Annotated in this window: 18 protein-coding genes; 16 read left to right on the forward strand and 2 right to left on the reverse strand. The window is 41.5% G+C overall.

Translation table 11 applies throughout. The features are described from left to right. The first annotated feature begins 14 nt into the window (after positions 1-14). From rnmV to BLR93_RS17445, 11 genes are all read left to right on the forward strand, one after another. Positions 15-584 (forward strand): ribonuclease M5, encoded by a 570-nt coding sequence (rnmV, locus tag BLR93_RS17395; protein WP_093217422.1) that lies wholly within the window; start codon positions 15-17, stop codon positions 582-584. Further along, positions 577-1464, forward strand: coding sequence for a 16S rRNA (adenine(1518)-N(6)/adenine(1519)-N(6))-dimethyltransferase RsmA (gene rsmA, locus BLR93_RS17400; RefSeq protein ID WP_093217426.1), 888 nt, complete (start codon positions 577-579; stop codon positions 1462-1464). The genes rnmV and rsmA overlap by 8 nt, the downstream gene beginning before the upstream one ends. 120 nt (positions 1465-1584) lie before the next feature. Next, positions 1585-2460: a sporulation peptidase YabG gene (yabG, locus tag BLR93_RS17405; RefSeq protein ID WP_093217428.1), complete on the forward strand. Its 876-nt coding sequence runs from the start codon at positions 1585-1587 to the stop codon at positions 2458-2460. A 290-nt stretch (positions 2461-2750) separates the two neighbouring features. Continuing rightward, positions 2751-3017: a biofilm formation stimulator Veg gene (gene veg, locus BLR93_RS17410; RefSeq protein WP_093217431.1), complete on the forward strand. Its 267-nt coding sequence runs from the start codon at positions 2751-2753 to the stop codon at positions 3015-3017. 200 nt (positions 3018-3217) lie between these two features. Continuing rightward, a complete protein-coding gene (locus BLR93_RS17415) occupies positions 3218-3397 on the forward strand; it encodes a small, acid-soluble spore protein, alpha/beta type (RefSeq protein ID WP_093217433.1) in 180 nt (59 codons plus the stop codon). Between the two features lie 123 nt (positions 3398-3520). Then, positions 3521-4390, forward strand: a complete 870-nt coding sequence (gene ispE, locus BLR93_RS17420) for a 4-(cytidine 5'-diphospho)-2-C-methyl-D-erythritol kinase (RefSeq protein ID WP_093217435.1) — start codon at positions 3521-3523, stop codon at positions 4388-4390. Between the two features lie 54 nt (positions 4391-4444). Next, positions 4445-5269: a pur operon repressor gene (purR, locus tag BLR93_RS17425; RefSeq protein ID WP_093217437.1), complete on the forward strand. Its 825-nt coding sequence runs from the start codon at positions 4445-4447 to the stop codon at positions 5267-5269. Between the two features lie 174 nt (positions 5270-5443). Then, positions 5444-5734: a septation regulator SpoVG gene (spoVG, locus tag BLR93_RS17430; RefSeq protein WP_026568978.1), complete on the forward strand. Its 291-nt coding sequence runs from the start codon at positions 5444-5446 to the stop codon at positions 5732-5734. 306 nt (positions 5735-6040) lie between these two features. Continuing rightward, complete coding sequence (glmU, locus tag BLR93_RS17435; protein ID WP_093217440.1) at positions 6041-7420, forward strand: bifunctional UDP-N-acetylglucosamine diphosphorylase/glucosamine-1-phosphate N-acetyltransferase GlmU; 1380 nt, start codon at positions 6041-6043, stop codon at positions 7418-7420. A gap of 15 nt (positions 7421-7435) precedes the next feature. After that, entirely contained in the window at positions 7436-8389 is a 954-nt protein-coding gene (locus tag BLR93_RS17440; protein WP_093217442.1) for a ribose-phosphate diphosphokinase, read from the forward strand. A 236-nt stretch (positions 8390-8625) separates the two neighbouring features. Beyond that, positions 8626-9249 carry a 50S ribosomal protein L25/general stress protein Ctc gene (locus BLR93_RS17445; RefSeq protein WP_093217445.1) on the forward strand — a complete coding sequence of 208 codons (624 nt, stop codon included), beginning with the start codon at positions 8626-8628 and terminating at the stop codon, positions 9247-9249. 76 nt (positions 9250-9325) lie between these two features. On the opposite strand, the gene BLR93_RS17450 is transcribed toward BLR93_RS17445, so the two are convergent. Together BLR93_RS17450 and BLR93_RS17455 are read right to left on the reverse strand one after the other, a co-directional pair. Further along, positions 9326-9865 carry a transcription repressor NadR gene (locus tag BLR93_RS17450; RefSeq protein ID WP_093217446.1) on the reverse strand — a complete coding sequence of 180 codons (540 nt, stop codon included), beginning with the start codon at positions 9863-9865 and terminating at the stop codon, positions 9326-9328. Positions 9866-9916: 51 nt separating this feature from the next. Further along, entirely contained in the window at positions 9917-11056 is a 1140-nt protein-coding gene (locus BLR93_RS17455) for an IscS subfamily cysteine desulfurase (protein ID WP_093217449.1), read from the reverse strand. Positions 11057-11224: 168 nt separating this feature from the next. On the opposite strand from BLR93_RS17455, the gene nadB reads away from it, so the two are divergent. The 5 genes from nadB to fin all read left to right on the forward strand — a co-directional run bounded on the left by nadB (position 11225) and on the right by fin (position 15777). Next, positions 11225-12766 (forward strand): L-aspartate oxidase, encoded by a 1542-nt coding sequence (gene nadB, locus BLR93_RS17460; protein ID WP_093217451.1) that lies wholly within the window; start codon positions 11225-11227, stop codon positions 12764-12766. 11 nt (positions 12767-12777) lie between these two features. Next, a complete protein-coding gene (gene nadC, locus BLR93_RS17465) occupies positions 12778-13668 on the forward strand; it encodes a carboxylating nicotinate-nucleotide diphosphorylase (RefSeq protein WP_093217454.1) in 891 nt (296 codons plus the stop codon). Then, positions 13637-14737: a quinolinate synthase NadA gene (gene nadA / locus BLR93_RS17470; protein ID WP_425440956.1), complete on the forward strand. Its 1101-nt coding sequence runs from the start codon at positions 13637-13639 to the stop codon at positions 14735-14737. The genes nadC and nadA overlap by 32 nt, the downstream gene beginning before the upstream one ends. A gap of 146 nt (positions 14738-14883) precedes the next feature. Further along, the gene (pth, locus tag BLR93_RS17475) at positions 14884-15444 is read left to right on the forward strand and encodes an aminoacyl-tRNA hydrolase (protein ID WP_093217460.1); all 561 of its coding nucleotides are present in this window, start codon (positions 14884-14886) and stop codon (positions 15442-15444) included. Between the two features lie 102 nt (positions 15445-15546). Continuing rightward, entirely contained in the window at positions 15547-15777 is a 231-nt protein-coding gene (fin, locus tag BLR93_RS17480; protein ID WP_093217463.1) for an anti-sigma-F factor Fin, read from the forward strand. The last annotated feature ends 55 nt before the right edge of the window (positions 15778-15832 follow it).

Here is a 15832-nt window from a genome sequence, read left to right on the forward strand (position 1 = left end):
AGCGGAGGAACTAAATGAATAAACGAAAAGTAAAAGAAATAATCGTAGTAGAAGGAAAAGATGATACGGCAAAAATAAAACAAACCGTGGATGCAGATACGATCGAAACCAACGGTTCGGCAGTTAACAGTGAAATTATTGAACAAATAAAGCACGCCCAGGAAAAACGGGGGGTTATTATCTTTACGGATCCCGATTATCCTGGAGAAAGAATCAGGCATATTGTCGCCAATGCTGTTCCTGGTTGTAAACACGCTTTCTTAACGCGTGAAGATGCAAAAGCTAAACATAATAAGGGAATAGGTATAGAGCATGCATCCAAGGAAGCGCTCCAAAAAGCATTGGCGAATGTTTACGAGTTAGCAGCTACATACGATAGCGAGCTAACCAGGGAAGATTTATTCACGTATGGATTGCTAGGCGGACCGCAAGCAAAGGTCCGCCGTCAGAAACTAGGTGCAATCCTGCAAATTGGTTATACGAATGGAAAACAACTTCTGAAGCGATTGACTATGTTTCAGATTTCCCGGGAAACCTTTATAAACACCATGGAAAAAATCCTGAAGGAGGAGAATGATGAATAATGAAAGGGCGATTGCAACTCCTTTAAAAACAAAAGAGATACTGGCTAAATATGGTTTTTCGTTTAAAAAAAGCTTAGGGCAAAACTTCCTTATCGACGTAAATATTTTAAAAAAAATTATTGATTATGCTGAAATAGACAGTAAAACCGGGACAATAGAAGTAGGGCCGGGAATGGGCGCGTTGACGGAGCAATTGGCTATTCACTCTGACCAAGTCGTTGCTTTTGAAATCGACCAGCGGCTCGTTCCGGTTTTAAATGAAACGTTAGATGCCTATAAAAATGTCACAATTATTAACCAGGATATATTACAGGCAGATATTAACCAGGTCATCAAAGACAACTTCCGTAAAGGTCAAAAAATAAAAGTGGCAGCAAATTTACCATATTACATTACGACACCGATTTTAATGAAGTTATTAATGGACAAACTTCCGGTAGAGAGCTTTACGGTCATGATCCAAAAGGAAGTTGCGGATCGAATGGCTGCCAGTCCTAATACTAAAAGCTACGGTTCATTAACGATAGCAGTCCAGTATTACACCGAAGCTAAGATCGCTATGTCGGTACCTAAAACAGTCTTTATGCCCCAGCCGAACGTAGACTCTGCTGTACTCCACTTACATGTTAGGGAGAATCCTCCTGTTGATGTGGAAGATGAAGCATTTTTCTTTGATTTAGTACAAGCTTGTTTTGGCCAAAGAAGAAAAACTTTAAGAAATAACTTGGCCAGGCACTTTGCGGATCGTTTAAGTAAGACAATAATAGAAGAATTATTGCAGCAAGCTGGAATTGATGGAACAAGAAGGGGAGAGTCCTTGGATATGACGGAATTTGCCCAATTAGCGAACGTCTTTTTTTCAGCTTTGGAAAATCGGTGACCCGTACGTCAGGCTTTTTGCGGCGCACATCTTTATACTCCTGACATAGGCTAGTTAGTAACTAGTGTTTTGATTGGTGCAATCTATATATCCGCCAGTCAAGATGGATGAGGTGAAAAGATGAAAGCTGCAACTGGTGGGTTAGTTACCCGTTTATCTTATAACAATGATATATTGTTCCGGATTAATAATATTACTGATTCTCATGCGTTACTGCATGGCGAGGATGTCCGGCTTGTTGCTGATGCTCCACTGGATGATTTGCAAGTAGTCGAAGAAAGAGATTTAGAAAAAAGGCGTAAACAAGTGAAGGAAAAAGAAGATTATTCTTTTCGGCTTTTTCGCCAGGATTACCAATTGATGAAGGAAAAAAGAGACTATGAATCGACAGCGGGTTATCACCATGACTCGAGTTACTTTCAAATCCCTGCCCGTGTCCTGCATTTGGATGGAGATCGCTTATATTTAAAAAAATGTATAGATGTTTACCAGCAAATTGGTTTGCAAGTACATGGAGTCCATCTTAATGAAAAAGATATGCCACTTGAAATTGCGGGTCTTGTGGAAAAAATCCAGCCGGATATTATTGTAATTACCGGGCACGATGCCTACTCCAGAAACAAAGGGATGAAAAATGATATTCGAGCATACCGCCATTCCAAATACTTTGCTGAAACAGTAAGAGAAGCGCGGAAGGTAATACCGCATCTGGACCAATTAGTTATTTTTGCTGGTGCCTGCCAGTCACACTTTGAGTCTTTAATACGCGCTGGCGCCAATTTTGCCAGTTCTCCGTCACGAATTAATATTCATGCGCTTGATCCAGTCTATATTGCCGCAAAAGTTGCTTATACTCCGTTTATGGAAAAAGTCAGCGTATGGGAAGCACTGCGCAATACGATGACAGGCGAAAAAGGATTAGGGGGCGTGGAAACCAGAGGGTTGCTAAGAACTGGAATGCCATATTTAAAAGAAGAGGAGGCTGAACAGTTATAAATAACATAAGCACTTCCGCAGCTTTGCTGAAGAAGTGTTTTTATTTTGGAAATGAGCTTTTCAGTCACCCCATTTTTGGCGGATGGATACGGTAGGTTTTTTTGGCCCATTCCGTATTGTTTTTTTAGTTATTTCACATAATTTTTCAGTAATTAGATAAAATAAACAGTAATTAAGCAAAAAAGCGTCTTTTGTTATTGACAGTAATTTTGTTATACTGTTATAATATAAGATTTTATTTGACTGGAATACAAGCTTGTGGTATAGTAAGAATAGTGAGGTGGAGTGTATTGGCTAAAACATTGGTGGAAATTAAACAAGGTTTAGATGTGCAGATTGGTAAACGCTTGAAGCTTAAAGCTAATGGTGGGAGAAGAAAAACCATCGAACGGTATGGAACTCTGGCTGAAACGTATCCCTCGGTATTTATTGTAGAACTAGATCAAGATGAGAATGCGTTTGAGCGAGTTTCCTACAGTTATGCGGACGTATTAACAGAAACAGTAGAATTAAATTTCATCGATGATATGAGCAAAATGGTTGTTGGGGAGCAGTAAACATACGTTTACTGCTTTTTTATTTTTTAGGAGCGTAAGAACAGCTGTGCAAACCTTAAAATGGTAAGCCAAGCTATCTTTAATTGGAGTGAACCTCAATTATTCCCATATTTACATACAACTAATAGGACTAACATTAAGAGTCACGGTAAAACTATAAATGTCGTAAAAAGCTTACTTTGAAAGGGGTTGTTTCTTTCATGGGCAGACGTAGAGGGGTTATGTCAGACCAGTTGAAAGAGGAAATTGCAAAGGAATTGGGTTTTTACGACACCGTTCAGCAAGAGGGCTGGGGAGGAATAAAGGCACGTGATGCGGGTAATATGGTAAAACGTGCAGTTGAAATGGCCGAGCAGCAGCTGCAAAGGGACAAATCCTGATTTCAGGGGTTTGTCCCCCTTTTTTATTTTACTGGAAGAGGGAGAGCAATTAACATTGCGTGATGGCACAGCCTTTATATAATATGATACAATTTATAGATATAAACAAAAGTAGGTGAAAGGATGCATTTACTTGAGAAGGCACCGGCGAAAATCAATTTAACATTGGATGTGTTATATAAGCGGCCGGACGATTACCATGAGATTGAAATGGTAATGACAACCATCGACTTAGCAGACCGCATTGAGTTGACTGGATTAAAGTCCAATATTATAAAAATAGAATCTGAAAGTCAATTTGTGCCGAGCGATGAGCGTAACCTGGCATATCGTGCAGCTAAATTGATGAAAGATACATATAAGGTACATAAGGGTGTTAAGATATTCATCGAAAAAAACATCCCGGTTGCGGCTGGCCTCGCAGGGGGGAGCAGTGACGCTGCTGCCGTAATCCGCGGGTTGAACCGGCTTTGGAATCTGGGCATGTCTGTGGAGGAAATGGCTGGTTTAGGAGCGGAAATAGGATCTGATGTATCCTTTTGTGTATATAATACCACTGCCCTGGCAAGAGGCAGAGGAGAACAGATAAAAGAGCTTCCGGCACCTCCGTCATGTTGGGTAGTATTGGCAAAACCGTCTATCGGCGTATCAACCCAGTCGATTTACCAAGAATTCAAAATAGAAGGTGTGGAACATCCGGATACCGAAGGAATGATAGCTGCCCTTGAAGAAGGAGACTTTGGCTCCATGTGCAATAAAGTAGGCAATGTGCTGGAATCTGTTACACTCTCCATGTATCCGGAAGTCAGGCAGATAAAGAACCAGATGGAACTAGCAGGTGCAGACGCTGTATTAATGAGCGGGAGCGGGCCGACAGTGTTTTCTCTGGTGCGCCAGGAAAGTCGTGCGTACCGGATTTACAACAGCTTGCGCGGTTTTTGTGATGAAGTGTACGTGGTAAGAATGCTTGGATACCATAAGCCACTTGATTAAACACGTACATAAGTGTTATATTTGATGAAAATATTCGGTTTTTGAGGTGCAGAAATGAAAAGAAGTGACCGATTGGTGGCAATGACTAACCATTTAATAGAACATCCCTCCCAGCTTGTTTCTTTACCCTTTTTCTCCGCTGAATTTGACTCGGCCAAATCTTCTATAAGCGAGGATTTGGCTATTGTAAATAATATTCTTCAGCAGCAAGGAATTGGCTATTTAGAATCAATCTCGGGGGCTGCCGGCGGAGTTAAATATATTCCAAGCTATTCGCGAACGAATAGCGAAAAATTTATTGACCAGCTTTGTGAACAACTCGAGGATCCTGACCGGCTGCTTCCTGGCGGTTATTTATACATGAGCGATATCCTTGGCGAGCCGTCTAAGGTCAGAAATATCGGCAGACTGTTTGCAAGTTATTTCTCTACGTCGGAAGTGGATGTAGTTGTAACAGTCGCTACGAAGGGTATTCCTCTAGCTTATGCTGTCGCTTCCTTTTTGAATGTTCCGGTAGTAATCGTCCGAAGGGATCCAAAAGTAACCGAAGGATCCACGGTGAGTATAAATTATGTATCAGGCTCTTCAAAAAAAATCCAGACGATGGTCCTTTCAAAAAGAAGCTTACAGGAAGGCTCCAGAGTATGTATTATAGATGATTTCATGAAGGCTGGCGGAACAGTCAACGGTATGAAAAACTTAATGGAAGAATTCAGGGCTGAAGTTGTAGCAATTGGAGTATTGGCCGAAGCGGAGGATGAGGATGAAGAGAGGGTCATAACCGACTATACTTCTCTTATTCAAATAAACAATGTCGATGTAAAGAACAAACAGATTGAAGTGAGAAGAGGGAATTACTTCCGCCGAGAGCTGAATTAGAAGGTAGATTGCTCACTATATAAAACTGTTCTCCCTGCTTAATGAAGCATCAAACAGACTGCCTGCAAAAAATATCCTGTTTTTAAAAATTTTTTTTAAAATTAAGCAGGATTTATCCTTATTTTGTTGAATGTATGGTAATAAGTTCTAATAGGGAAAAGGTGGTGAGACATAATGGAAGTAACAGACGTTAGATTACGCCGCGTTAATACCGAGGGAAGAATGCGAGCAATTGCTTCTATTACGTTGGATCAGGAGTTTGTTGTCCATGATATTCGAGTAATTGATGGAAACAACGGGTTATTTGTTGCAATGCCTTCTAAACGTACTCCTGATGGGGAATTTCGCGATATCGCACACCCGATTAATTCTAATACCAGAGGAAAGATTCAAGACGCTGTATTAGAAGAGTATCATCGTGCAGGTGAAGTGGAAGTTGAATATGAAGAAGCGGGCGCTTCTTAAGACGTAGAGGCAGCAGGGGTCTAATCTTCTAAGATTAGGCTTCTTTTTATTGTTTAGAAAACGAGGCGGGGATCGAAGGCGAATAACGTATATGCCATTATCCTCCTTTCCCAGTTATGTGATGGAATTTAATGACTTTTGTCTCTAGTGGTTCATTGTTGAAATACCGCATATTTTAAGATATATTCATAACTGGATAATTTATATTTTAAGCGAAGTAAATCGGTGATTAGAAAGTGTTAATTAATAAAGATAAGCCCGTTTTTTTTCGCAGCTTACTCAGCAATAAAAAATGGAGGTAACCACATGACCAAAAGGTATGCAGTTGTATTGGCAGCAGGCCAGGGCACTAGGATGAAATCAAAATTGTATAAAGTATTGCACCCTGTGATGGGCCGGCCGATGGTACAGCATGTCGTAGATCAGTTAAATAAATTAGAGTTGGAAAAGCTAATAACAGTGGTAGGTTTTGGGGCGGAAAAGGTACAAGATCAAATTGGCGGCACTTCCAGCTTTGTTATTCAGGAAGAACAACTGGGTACTGGGCATGCTGTACTCCAGGCTGAAGACCTGCTAAAGGATAAAGAGGGGACGACCATTGTGGTCAGCGGTGATACCCCTTTATTGACTCAGCAATCATTAGAGGCGTTGATGAACCATCATGACAAAGAAGGTGCGGCGGCGACAATCCTGACTGCGAATGCTCCCGACCCTACAGGTTATGGAAGAGTAGTCCGCAATCAGCAAAGCGATGTAGAAAAAGTTGTTGAACATAAGGATGCTTCTCCTGATGAGTTAGGCATCAGCGAAATCAATACTGGTACTTACTGTTTTGATAATCAAGCCTTATTTAAAACATTGAAAAAGGTTTCTAATAATAATGCGCAAGGTGAATATTATCTTCCGGACGTTCTAGAGATTCTCAAGCAAAGCGAAGAGAAAGTCAGCGCCTTCCAAACAGGCTCCTTTGAGGAAACAATTGGGGTAAATGACCGTGTAGCGCTTTCTCAGGCAGAAAAGTTAATGAAAAAGCGTATCAATGAGAAGCATATGAAAAATGGAGTAACTATTACGGATCCAGAAAACACTTATATAGAACGAGACGTCATCATAGAACAAGATGTCGTAATATATCCTGGCAGCATAATCAGCGGTAATTCTGTTATTAAAGAGGATGCAGTGATCGGCCCCAATACAGAAATTGCTAACTGTGTGGTAGGTGAGGAAACGGTAATCCGCCAAAGTGTTGCTAAGGATAGTGACATAGGTCAACGAGTACAAATCGGCCCGTTTGCACATATAAGGCCGGAAAGCGAGATTGGTGATCAAGTAAAGGTCGGCAACTTTGTTGAAGTCAAGAAGGCTTCCCTTGCAGATAACAGCAAAATTTCTCATTTAAGTTATATAGGAGATGCTGAAGTAGGCAAAGGTGTAAATATAGGATGTGGCACCATTACCGTTAATTATGATGGTGAGAAGAAACATTTGACCAAAATCGAGGATGACGCCTTTATCGGATGTAATTCTAACTTGATTGCCCCTGTTACTGTAGGAAAAGGAGCATATGTAGCTGCTGGCTCTACGATTAACAAAGATGTACCGGCGGAAGCACTCTCCATCGCCAGGGCGAGACAGACGAACAAAGATGACTATGCAAAAAACTTTAAAAAACCGAAAAAAGATTAATGGAGGGCTTATCAGATGGCAACTGGTTATAAAGATTCATCACTGAAGGTGTTCACCCTGAATTCCAATCCGGAACTGGCAGAAGCAATAGCGGCCAATATAGGTACAGAGTTAGGCCAATGCTCGGTCTCCACATTTAGTGATGGCGAGGTGCAAATTAATATTGAGGAAAGCATTCGCGGCTGTGATGTTTATGTCGTTCAATCGACAAGCGAACCTGTCAATCAGCACCTGATGGAATTGCTGATTATGATTGATGCATTAAAACGCGCTTCTGCAAAAACGATTAATATCGTAATGCCTTATTATGGTTATGCCAGACAAGATAGAAAGGCACGTGCAAGAGAACCTATTACAGCAAAGTTAGTTGCAGATCTACTGCAAACCGCTGGTGCTTCTCGTGTAATAACTTTGGATTTACACGCACCGCAAATCCAAGGATTTTTCAACATTCCAGTTGATCAGTTAGTAGGAGTGCCAATTCTATCTGATTACTTTCAGGAAAAGAACTTGGAAGACTTGGTTATTGTATCTCCAGATCATGGCGGTGTGACCAGAGCCCGCCAAATGGCTGACCGTTTGAAAGCGCCGATTGCCATCATCGATAAGAGAAGGCCTCGTCCTAATGTATCTGAAGTAATGAATATTGTAGGGAATATTGAAGGGAAAACAGCCATATTGATCGATGATATCATCGATACAGCAGGGACAATTACATTGGCCGCCAATGCATTAATTGAAAATGGAGCAAAAGAAGTGTATGCTTGTTGTACACACCCAGTTCTTTCTGGCCCCGCTATAGAAAGAATTGATCAATCGAAGATTAAAGAATTAATCGTCACTAACACGATTCCGTTAAAAGAAGAAAAGCAAATTGAAAAAATCACACCATTATCGGTAGCTCCGTTAATCAGCGAAGCGATAATCCGTGTACATGAGTTGCAATCTGTAAGTATCCTGTTCGATTGATGGTTTACTGAAAGATCCTGCAAAAAAAGCTCTAAACAAATTATTGAGGATCCCGGGACTTCACCACAACTTCATAAAAGGAAGTTATACTTAAGGTAAGGGAAAACTAATGACAATTATTAGGTGTCCAGAAAGTGATCAAATTGTTCTAACAACGTGTAAAATGTTTAAGCGTGCCGGTTAGCGGGAAATAATTACAATTAACTTGTTTTTAATTTCAATGGAGGGTGATTAACTTGGCAGTAAAACTTAATGCAGAAAAACGCGAGGATTTAAAAAAATCACATACAAGAACGATTAGACAACAAGGACTAATTCCTGCAGTTGTATATGGTAAAGGAAAAGAACCAAAGACTGTAGCCGTGAATAGTATCGACTTGCTTAAGACTGTGCGCGATGAAGGGCGAAATGCTATAATTTCCCTGAACGTCGCAGGCGAATCAGTCGATGTAATGCTACATGATTATCAAGTGGAACCGATCAAGGACGAGCTATTGCATGCTGATTTTTATGCAGTCAATATGTCCCAGGTTATTGATGTAGAGGTACCTATTCATTTAGATGGCGATGCTCAAGGATCTAAAGATGGAGGGGTGCTTCAGCAGCCGCTTTATAATTTGGCTATCCGGGCAAAACCGGGCAATATTCCAGAAGAGATTGTAGTAGATGTTTCTAAGCTTGAAGTAGGCGACAGTATTACAGTTTCCGACTTACCGGAAAGCAAAGATTATGAAATTACTGAAGATGAATCAACAACTATCGTTTCCATCCTTGCCCCAGATTCAGGTACTGTGGAAGAAGACACTGATGAAGAGCAAAAAGAGCCAGAATTAGTTAATGGTGAAGCAAACGAAGAGTAAGATGAATATATGAGTAATAAAAAAAGTACAGCTTTTAAGCTGTACTTTTTTACGTTTACTCCTATTTTATCCATCGTTACATATCAATGAGGATTCCTGCTCTACCGAGTGCAGAGCAGGCAGCGGTTAGCTTGTCTTCGGTGTCTGCTTCTAATGTGTGCAGGTGGGTTCCGTCGGTTAATTGAGATAAGTAGGCAGCGTTTGTCTGCTGAATTTTAGCAACAAACTGGTCGACTTCGTTTCTGTTGCTGACCATAATAGATGCAGTTAAATCACCATAAACAGGATGCTCGATCCGGACGTCTTTGACTGTTACTCCATGATCGACTATTAAATAAAGTTCCTCTCGGGTTTGCTGGGGGGAATGTGAACATGCAACTACTTGTTGATGAAGAGCTTGGCCAGAATGCTCCCGAACTAGCAGGTATCCTTGGCTGGTAGCCATGATTGGTTCATTTTTCGCTTTCAACAAGGAGACATCCTGGACGATAACTTGTCTGCTCACATCTGTCTTTTCAGCAAGATCGCTGCCAGTTATCGGTGTCTCTGCCTCCTTTAGCCATTGGAGAATTAACTCTCTTCTTTTGTTTCCTGGTAGTTTCTGATCGTTATTCATATGTTTCGCTCCTTCACTTCTTCCATCATGAGCAGAGAATTTCTTCTCTAATCATTTTGTATCAAAGAATTCTTCTAGTAAAGCATTAAGTGTCTTAACTGTTTGATAGACATGATCGGCGGTGGTTGATTTACCGAATGAGAGACGGACAAATTGGCGTGCCTCTGTCTCAGATCTGCCGATTGCCGTCATAGTCTTAGACGGGGATTGTTGTCCAGTACTGCATGCTGACCCTGTAGAAATTGCTATTCCATGCCTGTTACATCCAAGCATGAGATATTGGCCCTGTACACCTTCCGCGCGCATACCGAGAATATGAGCCAACTTCTGATGGACAGCACCCTCAATTTTTATTTGGTAAGGAAGACTGGCTAATTCTTTTATAAATAAATGTCTGATGGCAGATAGGCGTGTTTGTTCTTCGGTCATTTCCTGATGGAGATTTTGGGCTGCGGTTACAAATGCTGCAATCCCTGGTACATTAACAGTCCCGGAGCGGAATCCTTTCTCGTGTGTGGTGTTCGGCAGGTATGGCTGCCAGGGTGTTTCCGGGCTTATATAGACAGCTCCTACTCCTTTCGGACCGTAAACCTTGTGGCTGGAAAAAGAGAGAGAATCAACCGGGAGCAGATTTACATTCATCGGTACTTTGCAAAATGTCTGGACACAGTCGCTATGAAACAAGATATTGCGGGAATGCAGGATATCACCAATTTCCTCCATTTTCTGGAGAGTGCCAATTTCTCCATTGCCATGGTGTATGGAAGCTAAAATGGTGTTATCCTGAATGGCTGCAGACAGTTCCTGCAAATCGATAAGTCCTTCCTTGTCGACGGATAGGTAAGTAACATCATACCCATGGCCTTCTAAACGGGCAAAGAAATTCAGTATCGAAGGATGCTCCACCTTTGTTGTTATGAGATGTCCCTTATCTATAGTGCTTGCTTCAATTAATGATTGGAGTGCTAGAATATTAGACTCACTGCCTCCTCCAGTAAAATAAATCCCTGTTTTATGCGCGTGGAGTAATTCGGCAAGTTCCTCGCGGCAATGCTCTAAGAGATGAAAAGCGTGTGAACCTGCATCATGCAAGCTGCTCGGATTGCCAAAGACGGACCTGGATACACGGGTATATACCTCTATTGCTTCCTCGGACATTGGTGTCGTGGCAGCATAGTCTAAATAAATCATGCAAACACTCCTTTTTGAGTTCCTGTGAAATAATTCAAACAAAGCTCTTGTCATTCATTAAATAATATGTAAATATAGGTGTCAAGACAGATAGATATACACAATTGCCCGACCATACTTGTTTAGCTAACAGTGCGGGCACAGGTGATAAGCATAGGAGGCGTACAGATGCCTTTACATGACGTAATAATTATTGGCGGTGGGTTGGCTGCATTAACTGCTGCCAATCGATTAAGCAAAGAAAAAAATGTGATTATTTTCACAAAAGGAAGCAGAACCGCAAGCAATTCCTTTTTAGCGCAAGGGGGAGTGGCAGCATCCTTAAGCAGTCAGGATCATTGGGCTGATCATTATCAAGATACAATGGCAGCAGGTTGTTTTTATAATGATGCTCAACATGTGAAGACGCTCGTCCGGGAAGGGCCTGATTATCTTAAAAAAATAATTGAGCAGGGAATGGAGTTTGACCGCAACAGAGATGGAAGCTTTCAATTGGGAAAAGAAGGGGCTCACCTGCGGCGGCGCATCCTCCATGCAGGAGGGGATTCAACGGGCAAAGCATTGACTTCCTTTATGTTAGAACAAGTAATAGATAATATCACGTTAATCGAACAGGAAATGGTTATTGACCTTATGATAGAAAATGGCATATGTACCGGTGTCCTGACTTTAGATGAAGACAATCATATCCGTCAGTATAAGGCATCAGCAACAATTATAGCTTCTGGCGGCTGCGGAGCAGTATACTCTTTAACTTCCAACGACCCTACGATTACTGGCGATGGAATCGCGATGGCTTACCGGGCAGGTGCTGAGCTGGTTGACATGGAATTTATCCAGTTCCATCCGACGATGTTATATCAACAAGGGAAGATTCTCGGTCTTGTTTCTGAAGCGGTTCGCGGGGAGGGAGCTTTCTTGGTTAATGATCTCGGAGTAAGGATTATGTCGGACATCCATCCGCTTAAGGATCTGGCTCCCCGTGATGTGGTAACAAGGCAGATTTATAAAGAAATAATGGCAAATAGACAAGTTTACCTGAATATCACTCCGGTCAATCGCTTCGAACATCGTTTTCCAACCATTTACAAGCTGTGTAGCGACCAGCAGCTGGATATCGGCAGCGGTCTGCTTCCAGTCGTGCCGGGATCTCACTTTCTAATGGGCGGAATAAAGACTAACACTTCAGGAGAAACTTCAATTCCTGGTTTATACGCAGTAGGAGAAGCGGCAGGCACTGGAGTACATGGGGCAAATCGGATTGCCAGCAACTCCCTTTTAGAAGGAATTGTCTTTGGCAATCGAACAGCAAAAAAAATCTTATCCAAACAAACGATTGACTTGCCGGATCATCTGGCGGATTCTTCTTATATCCCCAAAAAATTGCTATTGTCATTGCCAAATAAACAGCAAATATGCAATAACATGACTCTTTTAGCAGGTGTAGAACGTAATGAAAGAGATTTACTGGGTTTGAAGGAGTGGCTGGAAAACTATTATCATCCACATACCAGCGTCCAAGCTGCCGATCGTAACCAAGCAGAAATCATCAATATGATGACAGTCTCCTGGCTGATAGCCACTTCAGCGCTGGCAAGGCAGGAAAGCCGGGGAGCTCATTATCGGAGTGATTATCCAGTTTCCCGCAAAAGCTGGAACAGCAAACGAATCATCCGTCAGTGGGAAGAACAGGCTGCAGTAACCATTTAGGGGGAGAAAAATTGAACAAGATAAAATTGCGCAAACTGCTTGAACACTTTCTTTTAGAAGACTTAGGAGAACAAGACATCACCAGCACGGCAATTTTCCCTGTAACTCACAGGGGAAGCGGTATATTCATTGCTAAACAGGATGGTGTGATTGCTGGACTGCAAATAATTGAAGAGGCCTATCGGCTTTTTGATCACTCCTTTAAGGTAAGGCTGTTTAAGCAAGATGGCCAACGAGTATATAGTGGTGAAAAAATAGCAGAAGTAGAAGGGCCTGTTCCATACTTACTTTCAGGAGAGCGGGTTATTTTAAATTTAATACAGCGACTGAGTGGAATTGCCACCAGAACTTACGACAGTGTTCGTGCATTAGACAGTAATCATACAAGGATATGCGATACAAGAAAAACAACCCCAGGTCTGCGTATGCTGGAAAAGTATGCAGTAACTTGCGGCGGCGGCAGAAATCACCGTTTTGGTTTATATGATGGAGTAATGATTAAGGATAATCATATAGAATTTTGCGGCACAATTACTAAAGCGATTGAGGCTGTCAGAAACAATGCAGGCCATATGGTGAAGATAGAAGTAGAAACAGAAACAAAAGAGCAAGTGTTAGAAGCAGTTCGCGCGAATGCCGATATCATTATGTTTGATAACCGCTCCTCAGAGGAAGTTGCTGAATTTGTTAAGTATGTACCTGCTGGTATCGTAACAGAGGCCTCTGGAGGGATAACAATCCATCAATTAGCCAATTACAAAAATACAGGGGTCGATTATATTTCACTTGGTTATCTAACGCATTCTGCTGCTGCGTTAGATATCAGTCTGGTGGTAGATAACCAATCGATAGGGGGAAATTTCATTGAAGATGCTGGATATGCTTCAACAGCCAAACAATAATATACTGCCGGAAAGCTATAAGAACTTGACAGACAGGGAGATGGAAAAAAGAGTAAGGGAAATAAAGGAACATTTCGGTGATAGACTGTTTATCCCTGGACATCACTATCAAAAGGATGAAGTCGTCCAATTCGCTGATGCGGCAGGGGATTCCCTTCAACTGGCGCAATTATCTGCGGAAAATCCGGCGGAGTTTATTGTGTTTTGTGGTGTTCATTTTATGGCCGAAACAGCAGATATATTAACGGAACCCCATCAAAAAGTGATACTGCCGGATTTACGGGCTGGATGTTCGATGGCAGATATGGCAGATATACATCAAACGGAACGCGGCTGGAAGAGGATGCAGGAAGCCCTCGGAGATACCATACTTCCATTGACATATGTGAATTCCACAGCAGCCATCAAAGCTTTTGTCGGCGAAAATGGAGGGGCGACAGTTACCTCCTCTAATGCAAAACAAATGCTGGAGTGGGCATTTACCGAAAAGGAAAGAATATTGTTTCTCCCCGATCAGCATTTGGGCAGAAATACGGCATATGACCTGGGAATTCCATTAGACCAAATGGCTGTGTGGAATCCAATCCTGAACACCTTTGAATATCAAGGTGATCTGGAGGATGTAAAAGTAATCTTATGGAAAGGCCATTGCTCCGTCCATGAAAATTTTCACATTAATAATGTAGAAGAAATTCGCAAGAACGATTCGCAAATGAATGTGATTGTCCATCCAGAATGCAGTAGAGAGGTTGTTGCTCTATCTGATTTTGCCGGATCAACCAAGTATATAATTGATACGATTAATCAAGCGCCAGCTGGAAGTAAGTGGGCAATAGGGACAGAGATGAATTTGGTGAAACGGTTGATCCGCCAGCATCCAGATAAGGAAATTGTTTCACTTAATCCTCAGATGTGCCCATGTTTGACGATGAATCGAATTGATTTGCCGCATCTCTTATGGGCATTAGAGTCTTTGGAGCATGGAGCAGTAAAGAATCAAATTACAGTTGATCAGGCAACTGCTGAGAAGGCCAAGTTGGCATTGGATAGGATGCTCGCCAGAGTTTAACGAAAAGCGGCAATCATTATGGTACCGGAAAGCTGATAATAGTCTTTTTGGTACCGTTTTTTGTATTGCTTTATTTTTAGGAAGAAACTAAGTACAATAAGAGAAGTATTAGTTACAATCTATATATAAAGAAAGACGTGAATGCTATGAAATGTATTGTCGGTCTGGGCAACCCAGGGAAAAAATTTGAGCAAACACGCCATAATATAGGGTTTATGATTATTGATGAGTTGGCCGCTCGGTATCAATTAAAGCTGAAAAAGAAAAAATTCAACGGGCTTTATGCGATGGAAACTATTTATGGGGAAAAGGTTCTGCTTTTAGAGCCACAGACGTATATGAATCTTTCCGGTGAGTCGTTGCGCCCGCTCATTGACTATTATGGGATAGATATTAGCGATACAGTCGTCATCTATGATGAGCTGGATCTTCCGCTTGGAAAAATCCGCTTGCGTGAGAAGGGCGGCCATGGAGGCCATAATGGGATTCGATCGATCATCGATCATTTAGGGACAAAAGAATTTAAACGGATTCGTGTAGGGATTGGACGTCCCTCTATTCCTCAACCAGTACCAGACTATGTGTTAGGGACTTTTAATAAAGAGGAACAACAAGAAGCAAATGCAGTTATCCAAAAAGCTGCTGATGCCTGCGAGGCTTGGATGCAAAAGCCTTTTTTAGAAGTGATGAATGAATTCAACCGTTAGGTCATAGACTGAAGGTACATATGTATAGAAACCTTCCATAAGGACAAACTTAAAGTGTGTGGGCAACACATATCTTTATGTTTTTCTAAGGAGGTTTTTCGTATGTCTATTGTTTATCATTGCAAGCATTGTAGAAATATCGTAGGCGAGCTTGACCAACAGATGATTGAAGCAGAAAAATTAGGTTTTGACACGCTTAATAATGAAGAAAAATCGGAAATGATCCAACACCAAGCCAATGGGGATGTCCATGTGAAGACGATTTGTGAAAACTGTCAGGATTCTTTAGAACAGCATCCGCATTACCATGAACTCGATTTTTTCATTCAATAGAATAGACCTTTATTCTCTTTAAGGAAATAGTAAAGAAGGAAAAGCTTTGGTTGGC

Source organism: Sediminibacillus albus (genome assembly GCF_900101125.1).
Lineage (GTDB): Bacteria > Bacillota > Bacilli > Bacillales > Amphibacillaceae > Sediminibacillus > Sediminibacillus albus.